This is a genomic window from Neobacillus drentensis (genome assembly GCF_036965645.1).
Classification (GTDB): Bacteria; Bacillota; Bacilli; order Bacillales; family Cytobacillaceae; genus Neobacillus; species Neobacillus drentensis_D.
The window spans coordinates 42529-58436 of the sequence record NZ_JBALPZ010000034.1 but is presented as its reverse complement, the minus strand read 5'-3'; the positions used below and the strand labels follow the sequence as shown (position 1 = coordinate 58436).

15 protein-coding genes are annotated in these 15908 nt (G+C 39.2%); 3 read left to right on the top strand and 12 right to left on the bottom strand.

The window, feature by feature from the left end; translation table 11 throughout:
- Nucleotides 1-43: 43 nt before the first annotated feature.
- From V7266_RS06655 to V7266_RS06645, 3 genes are all read right to left on the bottom strand, one after another.
- Entirely contained in the window at nucleotides 44-1228 is a 1185-nt protein-coding gene (locus tag V7266_RS06655) for an acyl-CoA dehydrogenase family protein (RefSeq protein ID WP_335466873.1), read from the bottom strand.
- Between the two features lie 248 nt (nucleotides 1229-1476).
- Entirely contained in the window at nucleotides 1477-3342 is a 1866-nt protein-coding gene (locus tag V7266_RS06650; protein WP_335466871.1) for a V4R domain-containing protein, read from the bottom strand.
- Between the two features lie 190 nt (nucleotides 3343-3532).
- The gene (locus tag V7266_RS06645; protein ID WP_335466869.1) at nucleotides 3533-4180 is read right to left on the bottom strand and encodes a pentapeptide repeat-containing protein; all 648 of its coding nucleotides are present in this window, start codon (nucleotides 4178-4180) and stop codon (nucleotides 3533-3535) included.
- Between the two features lie 209 nt (nucleotides 4181-4389).
- Between V7266_RS06645 and V7266_RS06640 the strand changes: the two genes are divergently transcribed.
- Nucleotides 4390-4596 (top strand): DUF5808 domain-containing protein, encoded by a 207-nt coding sequence (locus V7266_RS06640; RefSeq protein ID WP_335466867.1) that lies wholly within the window; start codon nucleotides 4390-4392, stop codon nucleotides 4594-4596.
- Between the two features lie 37 nt (nucleotides 4597-4633).
- Here the strand turns inward: V7266_RS06640 and V7266_RS06635 are convergent, their stop codons facing one another.
- A complete protein-coding gene (locus V7266_RS06635) occupies nucleotides 4634-5857 on the bottom strand; it encodes an MFS transporter (RefSeq protein ID WP_335466865.1) in 1224 nt (407 codons plus the stop codon).
- A 341-nt stretch (nucleotides 5858-6198) separates the two neighbouring features.
- Between V7266_RS06635 and V7266_RS06630 the strand changes: the two genes are divergently transcribed.
- Nucleotides 6199-6780 carry a M15 family metallopeptidase gene (locus V7266_RS06630; RefSeq protein WP_335466863.1) on the top strand — a complete coding sequence of 194 codons (582 nt, stop codon included), beginning with the start codon at nucleotides 6199-6201 and terminating at the stop codon, nucleotides 6778-6780.
- 46 nt (nucleotides 6781-6826) lie between these two features.
- Here the strand turns inward: V7266_RS06630 and V7266_RS06625 are convergent, their stop codons facing one another.
- Nucleotides 6827-7681 (bottom strand): LysR family transcriptional regulator, encoded by an 855-nt coding sequence (locus V7266_RS06625; RefSeq protein WP_335466862.1) that lies wholly within the window; start codon nucleotides 7679-7681, stop codon nucleotides 6827-6829.
- Between the two features lie 142 nt (nucleotides 7682-7823).
- Here V7266_RS06625 and V7266_RS06620 point away from each other — a divergent pair, with 142 nt between their 5' ends.
- Nucleotides 7824-8591, top strand: coding sequence for a class I SAM-dependent methyltransferase (locus V7266_RS06620; RefSeq protein WP_335466860.1), 768 nt, complete (start codon nucleotides 7824-7826; stop codon nucleotides 8589-8591).
- Between the two features lie 104 nt (nucleotides 8592-8695).
- On the opposite strand, the gene V7266_RS06615 is transcribed toward V7266_RS06620, so the two are convergent.
- The 7 genes from V7266_RS06615 to V7266_RS06585 all read right to left on the bottom strand — a co-directional run bounded on the left by V7266_RS06615 (nucleotide 8696) and on the right by V7266_RS06585 (nucleotide 15701).
- Entirely contained in the window at nucleotides 8696-9259 is a 564-nt protein-coding gene (locus V7266_RS06615) for a TetR/AcrR family transcriptional regulator (protein ID WP_335466858.1), read from the bottom strand.
- Between the two features lie 295 nt (nucleotides 9260-9554).
- Entirely contained in the window at nucleotides 9555-10370 is an 816-nt protein-coding gene (gene hcaB, locus V7266_RS06610) for a 3-(cis-5,6-dihydroxycyclohexa-1,3-dien-1-yl)propanoate dehydrogenase (RefSeq protein WP_335466857.1), read from the bottom strand.
- Nucleotides 10371-10417: 47 nt separating this feature from the next.
- Nucleotides 10418-11869, bottom strand: coding sequence for an aldehyde dehydrogenase family protein (locus V7266_RS06605; RefSeq protein WP_335466855.1), 1452 nt, complete (start codon nucleotides 11867-11869; stop codon nucleotides 10418-10420).
- Nucleotides 11870-11900: 31 nt separating this feature from the next.
- On the bottom strand, nucleotides 11901-12887 hold the full coding sequence (locus tag V7266_RS06600) for an ornithine cyclodeaminase family protein (protein ID WP_335466853.1): 987 nt from the start codon (nucleotides 12885-12887) through the stop codon (nucleotides 11901-11903).
- Between the two features lie 32 nt (nucleotides 12888-12919).
- Nucleotides 12920-13936 carry a dihydrodipicolinate synthase family protein gene (locus V7266_RS06595; RefSeq protein ID WP_335466851.1) on the bottom strand — a complete coding sequence of 339 codons (1017 nt, stop codon included), beginning with the start codon at nucleotides 13934-13936 and terminating at the stop codon, nucleotides 12920-12922.
- 204 nt (nucleotides 13937-14140) lie between these two features.
- Nucleotides 14141-14317, bottom strand: a complete 177-nt coding sequence (locus V7266_RS06590; protein WP_335466849.1) for a hypothetical protein — start codon at nucleotides 14315-14317, stop codon at nucleotides 14141-14143.
- Between the two features lie 142 nt (nucleotides 14318-14459).
- Complete coding sequence (locus tag V7266_RS06585) at nucleotides 14460-15701, bottom strand: MFS transporter (protein WP_335466848.1); 1242 nt, start codon at nucleotides 15699-15701, stop codon at nucleotides 14460-14462.
- Nucleotides 15702-15908 lie beyond the last annotated feature (207 nt).

Below are 15908 nucleotides of genomic sequence, written 5' to 3'. Positions count from 1 at the left end.
CTAAATTACAACAATATTCTCAAAAAGCTAATTTTCAGCCCCCTTATCCCCGAACTCCACTTTCAAAACCGAACAAATCCTTACCATAAGCTGCAACAGCATCTTCATATAATGATGTCTTATGTGTAGCTACAGCAATGATATCTCTTAAGAATAATTCCATTGGGCCGCCTTTATAAAGGGCGCCTCCTCCTAGAGTTAACAGCGATCTTACCGCAATATCTGTGCAAAGCTTAATCGCTTTTGTACGAATGGCAAAAAATTCAGAAGGCGGTGTTTTACAGCCATCTTTTTCATAGTTTTCAAGCAGGTCAATATATTTTTCCAATAACGCCTCTGCCATGTGAAAATCTGTTGTCATTTCTGCTAATACCCGCTGACTTCTAGGTGACTCACTTTCTCTTACTCCATCCATTAAGCGTACTCGTTTTTCAGTCAGCACTTTGAATTCCTGAAGCATCCGTTCTGCCCCGCCTAGTGCCATATAGCCGAACCCTATATAGAAGGAAGGAAAAAATGGGACATGATAGAATGGATAGTCCACATCATATTCTTCAAAAGGTGGTCTTCGAGTAAGTTCTGCCTGGTCCAAACGTAAAATCCGGTCCATTGGGACGTATACATTATCAGCAATAATTTGGTTACTTCCCGATCCTCTAAGGCCAAATGTATCCCAATTGCGGATTACCTCCACCTCGGAAGTTTTTAACATCGGCAGGCAGTAAACTGGTTTCGCACTTTCAGGGAACTGAATCATTACTCCAACGCCAACCCAGTCACTGTAGTTGATGCCACTTACAAAACTCCATTTACCACTGATGCGATAACCATCTCCATCACGTTCTGCTTTACCTAAGGCAGCAAAGATATCGGCAATTAATCCGCCATGATTGACAATCTCGTCTGCACCCTTTTCAGGTAGAAAGGCTGGAAGCATGTTGTGGAGTGGATATAAATATGTCAGCCATGCCGCTGAAATATTATAATTGGCCACCTTGCGAACTACTCTGGCAAACGTTTTCACATCTGCTTGTGGACCGCCATATTTTTTTGGAAGCATCATCCGTGAAATTTGTGTTTCTTTAATCAGGTTCACCACATTTTGTGAAATCGTAGCATTTTTCTCAGCCTCTAAGGCTTCCTGCTCTGCTAATTTTCCAATTCGTTCCGCACCGGCTATTAATTCTTCGACGGTCACATCTTCCCCTTTTAATACGAAACTAGCCATTTCTTTTACACCTCTCCGTTTTTTTAAAATAAAAGTGATTGTGGACTACTATCCGTTAAAAATTAAATTTGACATCGCTTACATTTATACTTCAACTTAGGTTTCTAATATATTAACCTTGTTAATATTGTATAAAATTGAAAATCTCCATTCTAGAGCAACAATTGCTCATCATTTTCATTTTATTAGACAAAAGTTGTTCATCCTAAATAAATTGAAAAAGCCATCCGGTCTAAGCCGGATGGCTCTTAATCTAAACTGATTTCTCCTATTGCAATTAACGATTTTATAATTAAAAGTAGTTGATGCATTTCGTTGGGATCACGTAAATCTTTTTCTAGTATGCTTTCTATCCGACTAACCCTATGCCTGAGCCCGCTCATTGATAATGATAGATCATTCATCGTTTGTTCAAGCTTTCCTCCGTTTAATAAAAAACTATATAAGGTTTTCAAAAGTTCTAGCATTCTTGGATCCTCTAAGTTGTACAATATACCAAGTTCTTGCTCAGCAATCATTTTAATCCCGCTAATATTTCTTGAGTTTATCAGCACTCCGACAATTCCTAAGGATTGAAAGGGAACAATCTTCTTCTTTACCGCTAATCGTAAGGCAATCGCAGCTTCTTCATAACATTTAGATGCCTGGTGTATATCGTCACCTAAACGGCTGATACCCATCTTAAAATGACCTTGAGGATAATTTCCAATCATATAGGTAAGATATTCTTGCATCACATCATAGATCGATTTTTTATCGATTGTTTCATTTGAAATCAATAACACCAAGTTGCCGTCCCGTTGTCCTACCAAAAGAGTATGCTGTTTGTCCTTAAAATAACGGAAGGTAGTTTCAAAGACTTGTTCCTGCAAGAGGAATTCATCTTCAATCGAACCCTGTATTTTCTTATATTCCATTATCGATATATAAAAGTTTTGCTCAAGGTCTAAGCCTGTATATTTCCCTCGCTTGGTGATCTCACTTCTTGGCAGCCTCCCCTCTAAGATTTGTTCTAAAAAGCTGCCCTTCATTCTTTCAAACGTTTCAAACTTTGTTTTTTCATTTAGTAGAACGAGAGAGGCTGCATTAGCAAAACGATCTAAGAACAAATAATCCTCTTCATGGTGATGCTCTATTTGACCATAAACAAAGCTGCAATAACCGATTACTTCTTTTTGTAATAGGATTGGGGTGATGAGACGCTCCTGAATTTCAGTTTTGATCATCTTTTTTCTAAAAGGGAAAAGTCGATTCTTGTCTAGCCTCCTGTCATGGGAATAACACTCCATATCTGCTTTGACCAGTAAAAATTGTTCCTCCGTCAGTCCTGAATAAGTAATTGGACGAAGTGCTGTATCCTCCACAATAATGGGAATCTGGACCATTTTATATACCATATCGGCTAACGTCTGCAAGTCAGTTCCATTGATGATTTCTTCGGTCAGCTTGTTTTGAAAATTAGCCAAACGCATGACAACATTTTTTTGGTCCAGGAGCTGGTCATACGTATACTCTAGTTCCTTCACAATCGGTGTTTCATTAAAGAATTCCAGCTCATGTTCGTCTTGAAGTTCTGTTTCCCATTCTCTTTTTGGCTTCAACTCCCAGCAGCATTTCGAGTCCCCTTTTCCAACACAGGTAATTTCTCGAGCTAGAAGAGGTTCCCCGAAGATGGTCGTCATAAAACCGCTCGCAAAACCGATTAAGGTATGACATACAGGAGCATTCGATATACCGAAACGTTTTAAATGTTCCTCGGCTTCATAAGAATCTATCCAAGTTCCGAACGAATGAAAATGTTTGATCCTTTGCTTCTCATCCACATCAAATTTACATTCATGCTTAATCCCTCTTATATGGCCATTTTGTATATGAAGGATCGGTCCATTCTTGATGAGATATTCGAGCGAGGTTTCGGTTTGTAACGCTTCTTTAGCATTTTTTACACCCATTTCCCAGCCATAATGAAATAAGAACCCCTTAATTCTCTTAATCCCAATATTTTTGGCAAGCTGCTGCCTGAGGATACCGAAAACAGACGCAGATGTGATAATCTTCCGGTCACCGGCAACCTCTTCAATTCTATAACTCTCTTCCGAAACGATAATAGTCACGCTAACACATCCTCTATGAGATCCGTTTTTAAGTAAGCGCTTTTATTATTATTCTAGACTAAAGATTGCGAGAGTTCAAAATTTTTTAGTGGTATGTTGGTATGGACCGACCACCCAGATACCTTTTTTACATTTAATACACACAAAAACGATGCCTAATCCAGCAAGCATCGTTTAAGTAAGCCGTCTATTATTGTTTCACTTTTAACCCTATCAAAGAAGCAAATCCGATTGCCTGTTCTCGTGAAACTTCACACCCAGCCAGACTTTCGATTGACACATTCAGCCTTTCAAACCGACACGTACTGATGTCAATCCCTTTCAACAATGTTTGTTCAAAATGCGCATCATTTAAGTCACATTCCGTTAACTTCACTTTGGTAAGCTTGCTATCATAAAAATTCGCACTCTGTAACATACTTTGCTGAAAGACCACCTGTTTTAAACTTGCATCGACAAACTCACTGAAATTCACCATACAGTTTTCAAATGTTACATTTCCTAAATTGGCATCTGAGAAGTCCACGCCCATCAATTTGCAGTCTCTAAATGAAACACGATGGATGATTCCTTCACTAAATCTGGCATTAGACAGGTCACAGTTTTCAAAAACAACATCCGTCATATCAATCCTATGGAGTTTAGCATTGAGAAACGTTACATTTTTAAAAACAACTTCTGAAAGAATCAGTTTATTAATTTCAACCTCATCTGCCCGAGATCCCGTAACCATACAGTTAATTAACTGCGGTTCTTCTTCATTATAAAGATCATGGAATTTAGCTTTACTTAAGTTGGCTGAGATTTTGGGAGATTCGATTTTAAGTCCTTTTCCCATCAGAAAACACCCTTTATTTAGATATTTATAGGTAACTCTACCATATGGGAGCATCAGATGATAGGTCTTTTAATTATGAAAAAATTATGCCAAAGAGATGAAATGTAATAACTTACACCATTATCAAAAAAAATGAACAGCTATTAATTTTCAAATTAACTATAATGGAGTTTAAAGAAAGACCATTTATTAAGAAGGTGTGATTATAGATGGGTAAAAGAAAATGGTCAAATAAGGAAATAGAAGAGTTCAGAAAAAGGAATGGCAAATTTGTGTATTATAATAAGGAAGATGCTAATCTCTTTGTACCAAAAGCTTTAGGTTTTGGGTGGACCTTGAACTGGGCAAATCCTCTATCATGGCTGGTTATTCTCCTCATATTTGGAATAATCATTTTTCGTCATATATTTAAATAAGCAAAAAAGAGATTGGATTCCCAATCTCTTTGCATGATTAACTCTCCGACAAAGATCGAATTCTTCTCAATGAAGGGAACAAATACATCCATAGACCGGCAACAATAATTGTTCCAACCCCTCCAATAAAAGCAGCTGGAACCGTACCGATCAGACCGGCCATTGTTCCAGACTCAAACTCCCCAAGCTGATTGGATGTCCCGATAAACAGCGAATTAACCGCATTTACACGGCCGCGCATCTCATCTGGAGTTTGCAGCTGGACAAGTGAAGATCTTATGACCACACTGATCACATCGGAACCGCCAATTAGAAGTAACGCGAACAACGAAACGATTAAATTGCCAGAGAGAGCAAAAAGCATCGTAGCCAATCCAAAAACGGCAAGTGCTCCAAACAATTTCAGTCCGATATTGTTTTTAAGCGGATAATAGGCAAGGACCAGCGATACCAATAACGCACCTACAGCTGGCGCAGTCCGCATTAATCCCAATCCCCATGGACCCGTATGTAAAATATCCTGGGCATAGATCGGTAAAAGAGCAGTAGCCCCACCAAGCAGGACGGCAAACAGGTCAAGCGAGATTGTCCCTAGGATGACCGGGTGACGATAAATAAATTCTAAGCCTGAGAAAATTGACCGTAATGAAACTGGCTCCGATTTCCGAACGAATTCATGCTCAGCACGAATCATATAAGTAAGAATGGCACCAACAAATAATGCAACTGCTGCGGTACTATAGACATAGGAAGCACCTAATGAAAAAAGCAAACCGCCAATCATTGGACCCAAGATTTGAGACGTCTGTCCTGCTGTAGTGGCTAGAGAAATCGCCTGCTGCAGAATCTTTTTTGATACCAACTGCGGTAATAACGCTGAAGAAGTTGGACCTTCAAACGCACGGCAAGCTCCCAGAATGGCCGCTGCCACCAGTATCTCTCCACGCCCAAGCCAGTGGCCAATACTTCCATATAGAAGCAGTCCAGCTATAATCCCTTCAATAACTTGGCAAATAAAAACAATTCTCCGCCGGTCAAAGTTGTCTGCTACATGACCTACTACAAATGTTAGCAGCACCATCGGAATAAACTGAGCAAGGCCCACTAATCCTAAACTAAAAGCATCATGCGTCAAATCATACATTTGCCAGCCGATGGCGACGGACAGCATTTGAAATGAGGTTGATGCTAGAATTCTCGAAACCCAATAGTTCCGAAAAGATGGCAGTCTAAAAAGTGAATCACCCGATTGAAGCAACAAATTCACGTCCCTTTTCAATAATTACTATAAATTTAGCCCCTATTATACTCCTTTTCATCCCTGTCTTCATTCCTTTAGTACTTTATTAATTTCTATCCACCGTTCACTCTGCAGATCTTGCCAGTACTATCATAGAAATTAAATTTTATATAGAAAAAATTCTACATATTTCCGCGGAAATTTCGTTTATTCCCTCATTATTCCGTTTTTAGTTACTTTATTCGATATTTAATTAAGCTATAATAAAGAATGGAATAGTAGATTTATGTCGATACAATTATATGAAACTACGACAATATTTTGTTTTTTTATAGAAATATTTTTAGAAAGGATTTTTCATTTTGAAGCTAAAACGGATAGGAAGTGTATTATTTACTGTAACTCTTGTATTGATCTTCATCCTATTCTATTTTGATTCTAAACCCTCAACAGAATCACCAAAAAAGCAGTCCGTTTCCATGCCGACTGAGCTCAATCCGACTGTCAAGGAACGGACCGAACAATTAATTCAGCAGGCGGCAAAAAAGGGGATTGTGGTAGTGATTACGGATAGTTTCCGAAGTGCAGAAGACCAGGATAAACTTTATGAACAAGGCCGGACAACGGATGGAAATATAGTCACTAATGCCAAAGGAGGAGAATCTTATCACAATTATGGGCTTGCGATTGATTTTGCTTTAGAGACCCCATCAGGTGATGTGGTTTGGGATAGGGAATATGATCGAAATGGTAATGGAAAAGCCGACTGGGCTGAGGTTGTTAAGATGGCAAAAGCTTTGGGTTTTGAATGGGGCGGCGATTGGAAAGGATTTAAAGATTACCCCCATTTAGAAATGAATTTTGGCCTGAGCATTGCTGATTTGCAGAATGGCGAGAGACCTGCCGGCACCACTTTAACAGCAGATCTCGAAACAGACAATTAGCCTATTTATTAGCACCGCATCTGTGGTGCTTTTTTTCTGTAACTATTTATATTGTACTTTTTAAAAACTCAGCAAAAGCTAATACTTCTTCTGTTTCTACTTTTGTAAGTAAATGCGTAGAGGATGTTGGTGGAGTAATTTTATCTGGTTTTATTTCGACCAGCTTGTTCAAAGCGATTTCTTCTTTAACAACCGTAAGCGGTAAGAAGGAAACGCCAAGTCCAGCCTCAATGAACCGCTTGGTTACTTCCACTTGATTCACTTTCATTGTTTTTACAGTTGGATAATGGCTCTTAATCTCGGGCAATAGATCGTCCCAATAATCAGGATGGTTATGGGTAATCAGCCTATATTTTTGAAGGACGGTTTGTTCCTCTAAAAAAGGCTCATTGGGTCCAACCAGTCTGACAGATTCGGTGTGTACCGTCTCTGTTTTAATATTTGTTTGTACAGGCAGTATTCTGCTTAATCCTACGTCAGCACTTCCAACACTGATTTCCTTGCCTATCTCAAATGAACTCAGGACATTTATAATCACTTCGATATTCGGATGCTCATCTATAAATTGCCGTAATAACGCAGGTAAAAAGGACGAAGCAATTTGTGGTGCAGCAGCAATAATTAACTTTCGGTTATACCCTTGTTTCCACGATTCAAAGTCCATCATTCCTTGTTCATAATTGGCGATTAACTCCCTCGCAAGGAATAGGAACTTGTGACCTGCTGGGGTAAGTGTGACTCTATTCCCTATTCTTTCAAATAAAAGGATGTTCAAGCTTTCTTCTAATCTTTTAATATGTTTGGTGACAGCAGGCTGTGTTAGAAAGAGCTCTTCAGATGCTTCCCGGAAATTTTCATATTTTGCAGAAATAATAAAGGTTCTTACCCATTTAATATCCATTTAGGTCCCTCTATTCAATAACAGTTTGTTATTAAATTCTTTATTTTTCGTTAATATCCATTATTTAACTCCTCCATTATAATCGAATCAACAGGAAGATACAGTTTTTTTAAAATTTCTTACAAAAAGGAGCGGTTGCAAGATGGAAAAAATAAGGGACACATGGAATGCCAACTTATACGATTCAAAACATTCATTTGTATCGCTGTATGGGGAGAGTTTAATTGAATTATTAGCGCCTCAAAAAGGGGAAAAAATCCTTGACCTTGGCTGTGGGACGGGAGATTTAGCAAAGCAATTATCTGATTATGGTTCGGAAATTACAGGTGTCGATCGTTCTGAAAAAATGATTGAAAAAGCAAAAAAGAAATACCCTACCATTCATTTCATTGTCCAAGATGCAACAAATTTAACATTTCACCATGAATTTGATGCAGTATTTTCAAATGCTGCACTCCATTGGATCAAACAGCCAAAGCAAGCATTAACTTGTATTTATAACTGTTTAAGACAAGGTGGAAGATTTGTGGCTGAATTTGGAGGCAAAGATAATGTTAAGGCTATATCGGATGAATTAATTCATCAATTGGAGGCAGAAGGTATAACTTTCAATTCGGAACTATTCCCTTGGTTTTTCCCGAGTATTGCTGAATACTCGTCCTTAATGGAACAAGCAGGATTTAGAGTGACTTTTGCACAACACTTTGACAGGCCAACTCCATTAGACGGGGATAGTGCCATAAAAAACTGGATTGATATGTTTGGCAGCAGCCTGTTAACAGATGTTCCTGAAACCAAAAAAGCAGGCATAATAGCAAAGGTGGAAAGCAATTTAAAAGAGGTTTTATATAGGGACGGCAGATGGATTGGTGATTATAAACGGATTCGTGTCATTGGATTTAAAGAATAATTAGAATTAATTACACGGGTACCATTCACCGCAAAAATAAGCCAATACATACAAGTTATCAATAAATAACCTGTATGTATTGGCTTATTGTCTTTAAACAGCCATTATTGGAATTCCTTCATGAGATGAGGTAATAATTGTGAAATAACTTTCAAAGGGTGGCTTGATTTTTGTGTAAGACAGAGCATAATTCCACCTTCGAAAGCAGCTGTCATCATGAGAGCAATTGAATCAGCGCTTTCTTTTGAAAGACCATCCTCTACTAACTTTTTGGAATAGATTCCTTGCATCTTTATGTATAGGTACGAACAGGCATTTCGGACCGGGTCACTTAATGTTGCCAATTCGCTCACGATACTGGTAAAGGTATATCCAGAAATCGAACCTTCACGATTATAGTTCTCAATTAATTTTTCAATCATAGCCAATGTTGCTTCTTGCGTGGTTTGATATCGTTTGAAAATATCTTCAATGTCTGTCGTAATTGACTCACTCATTGACTTCAGACAGGCGATAAGTAATTCTTCTTTTCCATTCGGAAAATGATGATAGAGCGAACCCTTTGAAATTTTACATGTTTTTAAAATTTCAGTCAGTCCTACACCTATATATCCCTTCTGCTGGAAAAGAGTGGTCGCGGTGTCGATTATCATCGATTTTGTATCCATTCCGTTGCAAACCTCCTCAGTACTTCTGTTTATTACACTATCAAAAATTTTTTCTATTTCAAGTTTTTGTTGCTAATCTTTTTACAATACAAATGAGAAAAATAGACTATACAGCCGTCCCATTTATCTTAGATTAACAACTTAGCCTCGTTTGTTCAAACTGGACAAGTTGATGTGGGCTCTAGTGCCTTTACAATTGGCTTGTTTAGTCGCTTAATGGAAAAAGCCTATTTAGAGATAATTATAATCTAAATAGGCTTTCTAATGAGTTTATGATTATTTGAGCAGTTAAATCTTAAAGGTGTTCTCCACCTGCTATGGAATGAAATCCCCGTACACCAAGTCCGCCATCACTGTTAATAATAACACCTGTAATCGCCATTGAATCCTTGTTGGAAGCTAGCATGACATAGGCACTTGTATGATCTCTAGGAGCAGGAACTACATGCAAAGGAGACGTAGATTTCATTAGTTCTTCGATATTATCTACACTTGATTGCGTTTGTTTTTCCTGTCCTAATGCTTCTGGTCCTCTTAAATCTGTAAGTGTACCACCGGGTGCTACTCCATTCACGCGGATTTTAGGTGATAGTTCATAGGCTAATTCACGGATCAAACCTACTACAGCATGTTTGGATGCCGTGTAAAGCGGTCCTCCGCCTGCAGGATAGAATCCTGCATTAGAAACTGTAAAAACAATATTCCCTCTTGTTTTTAGTAATTCAGGCAGAACCGCTTTAGCACCGTAGAGAGGTCCCTTCACATTTACACCAAAAATCTGATCAAACGATTTATCAAGATTTTCCTTAGGTAAATCCGGTAATGACACAAAGTAATCGAAGATTCCGGCATTGCCGATAAACGTATCTATTTTTCCAAATGCCCGGACCGTTTCTGCTACCGCTCTTTCATTATCCTCGAACTGTGTAACATCCCCTTGGACTACGATTACCTTTTCACCAAACTGTTCCTGCAAATCCTTTACTTTTTCATCTGAACGCTCCAATACACCGACATGGGCACCTTCATCAAGAAACCTCTCAACCAATGCCCTGCCGATGCCTGAACCCCCTCCGGTAATTAATGCTACCTTTCCCTCTAACCAGCCCATACATCAATAGCCCCTTTACAACAATGATTATCTATATTTAGAACACTCTATTTCTCGTCCTGCACATTAAAAACAACCATTCTAATATCCGTCATTTCTTCAACGGCAAACTTTGGACCTTCTCTGCCAGCTCCGCTCTTATCGATCCCGCCGTATGGCATGATATCTGCGCGATAAGAGGAAGTATCATTAATAATGACGCCGCCAGTTTGAATCTTTTTGGCAGCCTTCCACGCCAAGTTCACATTATTTGTAAAGACGCCTGCTTGCAAACCATATTCCGAATCGTTCACAAGATCAATGGCTTGATCAAATGTTTGGTATGGAATAATAGAAGCAACAGGTCCGAATACCTCTTCGCAGACCACTTTCATGCTAGAGTTTACATTTTTTAGTAGAGTTGGCTGCACCATCACTCCATCTCGACTACCTCCTGTAAGCACTTCTGCACCTTCGCTTACAGCCTCTTGAATCCATTGTTCAACCCTTTTAGCCTCTTCTAACGTAATTAACGGGCCTACATCGGTATTCGGATCTAAAGGATTTCCTACGACTAATTGATTCGTAGCTTCCACCATTTTTTGTGTAAAAGAATCGATGACACTGTCATGCACGTAAATCCTTTGTACCGACACACAAAATTGACCTGCTGAACCAAATGCTTTTTTCGCTAATAAATCCGCCGCCAAATCTAGGTTGGCATCCGAATGAACGATATTTCCTGAATTGTTTCCTAATTCTAAAGTAACGCGGTTAAATCCGCTGTTTTGCTTAATTCGTAAGCCAACATATGGACTGCCTGTAAAGGTAATCATTTTTTTGTCAGGATGTGTAACCAAATAATCACCTACGGTACGGCCTGAGCCAATCACTAAATTAATATACCCTTTAGGCAAGCCAGCTTCTTGGAGCAAATTGCATAAATAGATCGCGCTCAGTGGTGTAGTGGATGCTGGTTTGAGCACAACAGCACAACCTGCAGCGATAGCAGGTGCTACTTTATGAACGACTAAATTCATCGGGAAGTTAAAAGGGGTAATCGCTGCAATGACGCCTACAGGGACACGAATATAAACACCCATTCGATTTTCGGAACCTGGAACAGCATCCAGAGATACCGTTTCACCATGAATTCTTTTCGCCTCTTCGGCAGCAGTCGTAACAACTTGTACAGAACGATTGACCTCAGCAGTCGCATCCTTTAAAGGTTTTCCCCCTTCTTTCGCGATTAATTGAGCGATCTCTTCTGCATGTTTTGAAATTAGTTCTGCCGTACGTTTCAGTATTTCAAATCTTTCATGGGACGCTAGTGGTCGATTAGCCATTGCTTCATTTGCCGCTTTAATCGCTGCATCCACATCTTGCTGCTTAGCTACGGCAGCCTCACCAATCACCTCTTGGGTAAACTTGTTATATACTTTCATCTTTTCATTGGTCTCCAGCCATTCACCGTTAATATAAAGACCAGTTCCATTTTGAGTTGTCGAAACACCACTCATTGTGTCTTACCCTCCTTTAAGATTAAGAATATTAATTAAACATCTTTGCCTCTAAAAAGTCTCCTACATCGGTTCCTACATTTAGCTTCTTTGCTTCCTCATATACAGCCCGTGCCGCCATGATATCTTGAATTGCCGTACCAACCGATTTGAAAAGGGTAATTTGCTCGTCATACGTCCGAACCTTTTGACCTGCTGCCAGTTCTTTCAGTTCTACTACTTTAGAAGGATCGTATTGTCCGCTTTTATTGGCTTCTAGCACATCGCCGGATTCCGATTCCAGATGTTTCGTATCAATCACTATGGAATCAGCTATTTCGAAAGTGTCGGTATCGATTTCCCTCATGATAGGCATGGTGGATCCAATCGAGTTTACATGCATACCCTTCCTGATCCATTTACCTTCAAATGCAACGCCGTTACCTTTAGTAGATGTGTTTGTACATACATTAACAATGTCTACACCTTCAACCGCTAATGCCGGTGATTCTACCGCTTCCACTTTAATACCAAGCTTTTCGCTCATTTCCACTGCAAAAAGTTCCCTGCGGTGAGGTGTTGGACTATACACTTTAACGTACTCAATATCTCTTACTGCACAAACGGCCTCCAAATTCGTACGAGCCTCCAGACCAGAGCCGATTACACCCACTGATTTTGCATTTTCTCCAGCTAAATATTTCGTTGCTAATCCAGTTGTAGCTCCTGTTCTAACTGCCGTTAAATAAGAGGAGTCCATCATAGCTTCCAAATTATTTTCGTTTTGATCAATGATACCAATCAAATACCGTACTACTGGGCCACTTTTGAAAAAAGCTTTAAAACCCATATAACCGCTATCGTTCATTACCGCAGGCATCAATCGAAAAAAACCTTGGTTATTCGTAGACATATTCATTCGCGGCGGCATATTCACATTGCCATTCTGTTCTTCGACAAGCCCTTTCTCAATTTGCTCAATCATGTTTTTCATGTTTATTGCCTGCTCAACATCTTTTAAACTTAAAATCAACGTCATATAATCACCCCTGCATCATGGTTTTTTCTTTATTAGTCTTGATAACGGCCAATGAAGAATTGACTATCGTCATCGTTCGATACTTCAATTCCTGATTTGATTAGAGCTTGACGAATAGCAGTCATATGAGTAGAGTTAACCTTCATGGTTGGCTGGCGTAATGGTCCACCATTAAAGCCAGTCAGCCATGATGCATACTTCCAAAGCATACGATTGACTAAACCTGCGCCATCTGAAGAAGCCATAAACTTTCCAATGGTAGATCTAGCAGGCTGTAATTTCCAATATTGTTCATATACTTCTTCAAATCTCCCTTCTTTCATTAATTTAAATAGTTTTGGTAATACATCTCCGTACATTTCATAGTTACTAGTACCCATCCATTGAATTGGAACTAGGTTACCTAATGCAAATGCATCTTTTTCTAAAGGTGTTGTAACAATTACATCATCATTAAACAGCTGATAGCATTCAGTGAAGCCGGCAATTAAAGGCATTCCGCCCTCTGCCTTAATTGCGACAATATTAGGAACATCATCAAGAAGCTGTCTGATAATTTTTGGATCAATAGCCGCAGGATGCAAGCGTTCAAACCCCCATAGCGGTACGGGAAAAAGAACAATACCTAAATTCGTAGATTCAGCAAACGCTTTTGTATATTCATAGATTTCCTGACTGTCTTTTGGATAAAAATTTGCTGGGTATGAAAGGAGCACAAGTCCAGCACCGGCTTCTTCGGCCTCTTGAACCGCTTTAATATTCTCTTCCAGCGTATTAAAACTTGCATGGTGAATGATCGTTAATTTCCCATTTGCCTCATCTGCTGCCCATTTTGTAAATTGGATATATTCTTCTAGAGTAGTAGCTGTTTCTGCCACAAGTAGTGTTCCCGTAAATCCTAACTCAATGGTTCTTCTTACATCATGTCTAATTCCTTTTTCGTTTAATCGGGTTAAGTCTTGAGAAAAGGATGGGATGACAACGTTTGCCATTCCGTGTAAGTTTTCCTTTGCCCATTCTCTAGCTTCCAGTCTTGTATACTGTGCCATTTAATTAATCTCTCCTTTATATTTAAAAATGTAACGATTTATAGTTAATGTTAATAGGTTAGGATAATAATTTGAAATATCAAAAAATTATTCTCGTAATAAGGATTTATTATTACCAGAAAAGAGTAAAAAAAAATCCGTTTGGCCCTGCTAAAAAAGGTTCCTCCCAAATTCAACACAGCCCCAATGTTCAGGTACTATACCCTACATGGCTGCAGCCTTTGATTTATAGGGGCTTTCTAACGGCATATATAATTTAACACTCGCTTTTTTCTCACAAAAATAACAGGATTGAATTGCATAAGAGGGTAATATTTTGACGTGAGGAACAGGAAACAAATTTAATCCTTTGGTTACATGCTGGCTGCAAACCTTAATCATGACACGCCCCCTTTCCGCTTAAATCTATTAACAAAGTAATAGAACTAAATCCCTAAAGTACCGGAACATCTGGACAAGCAGCAGCCTGTCCATGTTCCGATCTTCGCTCACAACTTCAAATATTTGCTTACAAAGAATAAACTTAAACTACCGTTTCGATTTCGTTGTTTACCTGAACCCTAACTGGTGCTGTTTCTTGAAGAAACAGCGAGAAAAATAAAGCAAGGAACGCTGCACTAGAACTAATCACAAGGGGAGCTGTAAGACCCCAAGCATCAGCGGCAATACCACTTAATACCGGGTTAAGAACACCACCAAAGATTTCCCCAATCCCAATCGTTAAGCCTACAGTCACTCCAGCATATTGGCGGGGAACCGATTCAGTAGGGATCACTGACATCACTAAAGCTCCTACACCCATACCTGAGGAAAATAGAAAAACCAGTGCAACGATTAACCCAACATTATCCAAATACAAGACGGCAAGTGGAGTAAATATGGATAAAATTCCGAAAATGAGTGTTGTCGGCTTCCGGCCAATCCGATCTGAAATGGCAGGAACTACGATGCCGAAGATGGCGAACCCTGCTCCAAACGCTGCCATAATGATGCTCATGGTACCCGAAGACAAGTGCTTATAATTAACAAGAAAGGTTGGACCAAATATGTTGAACGCCATAACATAAATCATAAAGAAACTGAAAATGACGATGGATAACCAAATGTTCCGGTGTTTCATAACGTCCCTAAAACCAACTTTTTCTCTTGAAGCAGCAGGGGAAATGACTATGTCAGCACCTTTATCCGGATTTTTCACATACTTCATAATGAAAATAGCCAAGACAATGCCTGGGATGATCGTCAAATAAAACGCAGTCCGCCAATCAAATGCATTAGCCAAACCCACAATGATAAGGGGTGCCAGAAAGCTTCCAAAAACAGCATTACCGGTATTCATCGTAAATCCCATGTTGAAGCCTCGACGCTTCTCTGACGATTCTATTGCCAATATGGATTGTGTAATAGGTGTAATCGGGCCTTCAAGTACACCCATAAGCAAACGCAGCACAAGCACCATAGCAAAAGATGCAGCAAATCCCTGCAATAGCGACACGAGAGAAAAAGCAAATATGAAAATAGCCAGAATTATTTTAGGGCTTTTAACTCTGTCGGACAAATAACCTCCCAATGGTCCAGAAATGGCCCATGTGATGGCTAGAGCCGAACCAATTAAGCCAATTTGGGTATTGGTTAGAGCAAAATCCTTCTGGATGAATGGAACAAGATAATTAATCGCTAATCGATCGAAGAATACAAATCCAATTGAAAAGAAAAATATCGTTACTAATTGATTCTCATAACTCCAAAATTTTCGTTTTTCCAAATTAAACACCCTTTCCCCTTAACAATAATGGACCCAGAAGTCTACACATGATTGAAAAAATCTTTTCAAGGAGGTTCTATCTATTTCTATTAAAGAACTTCCAAACCACTATATTATCCTTCGAATCATTCTTTCGTTGACGGAGCAAAGGTGTTTATAAACATGGCTCTATTAATATGGCTGTTGAATTCCGCTCCAGGCGCTCAG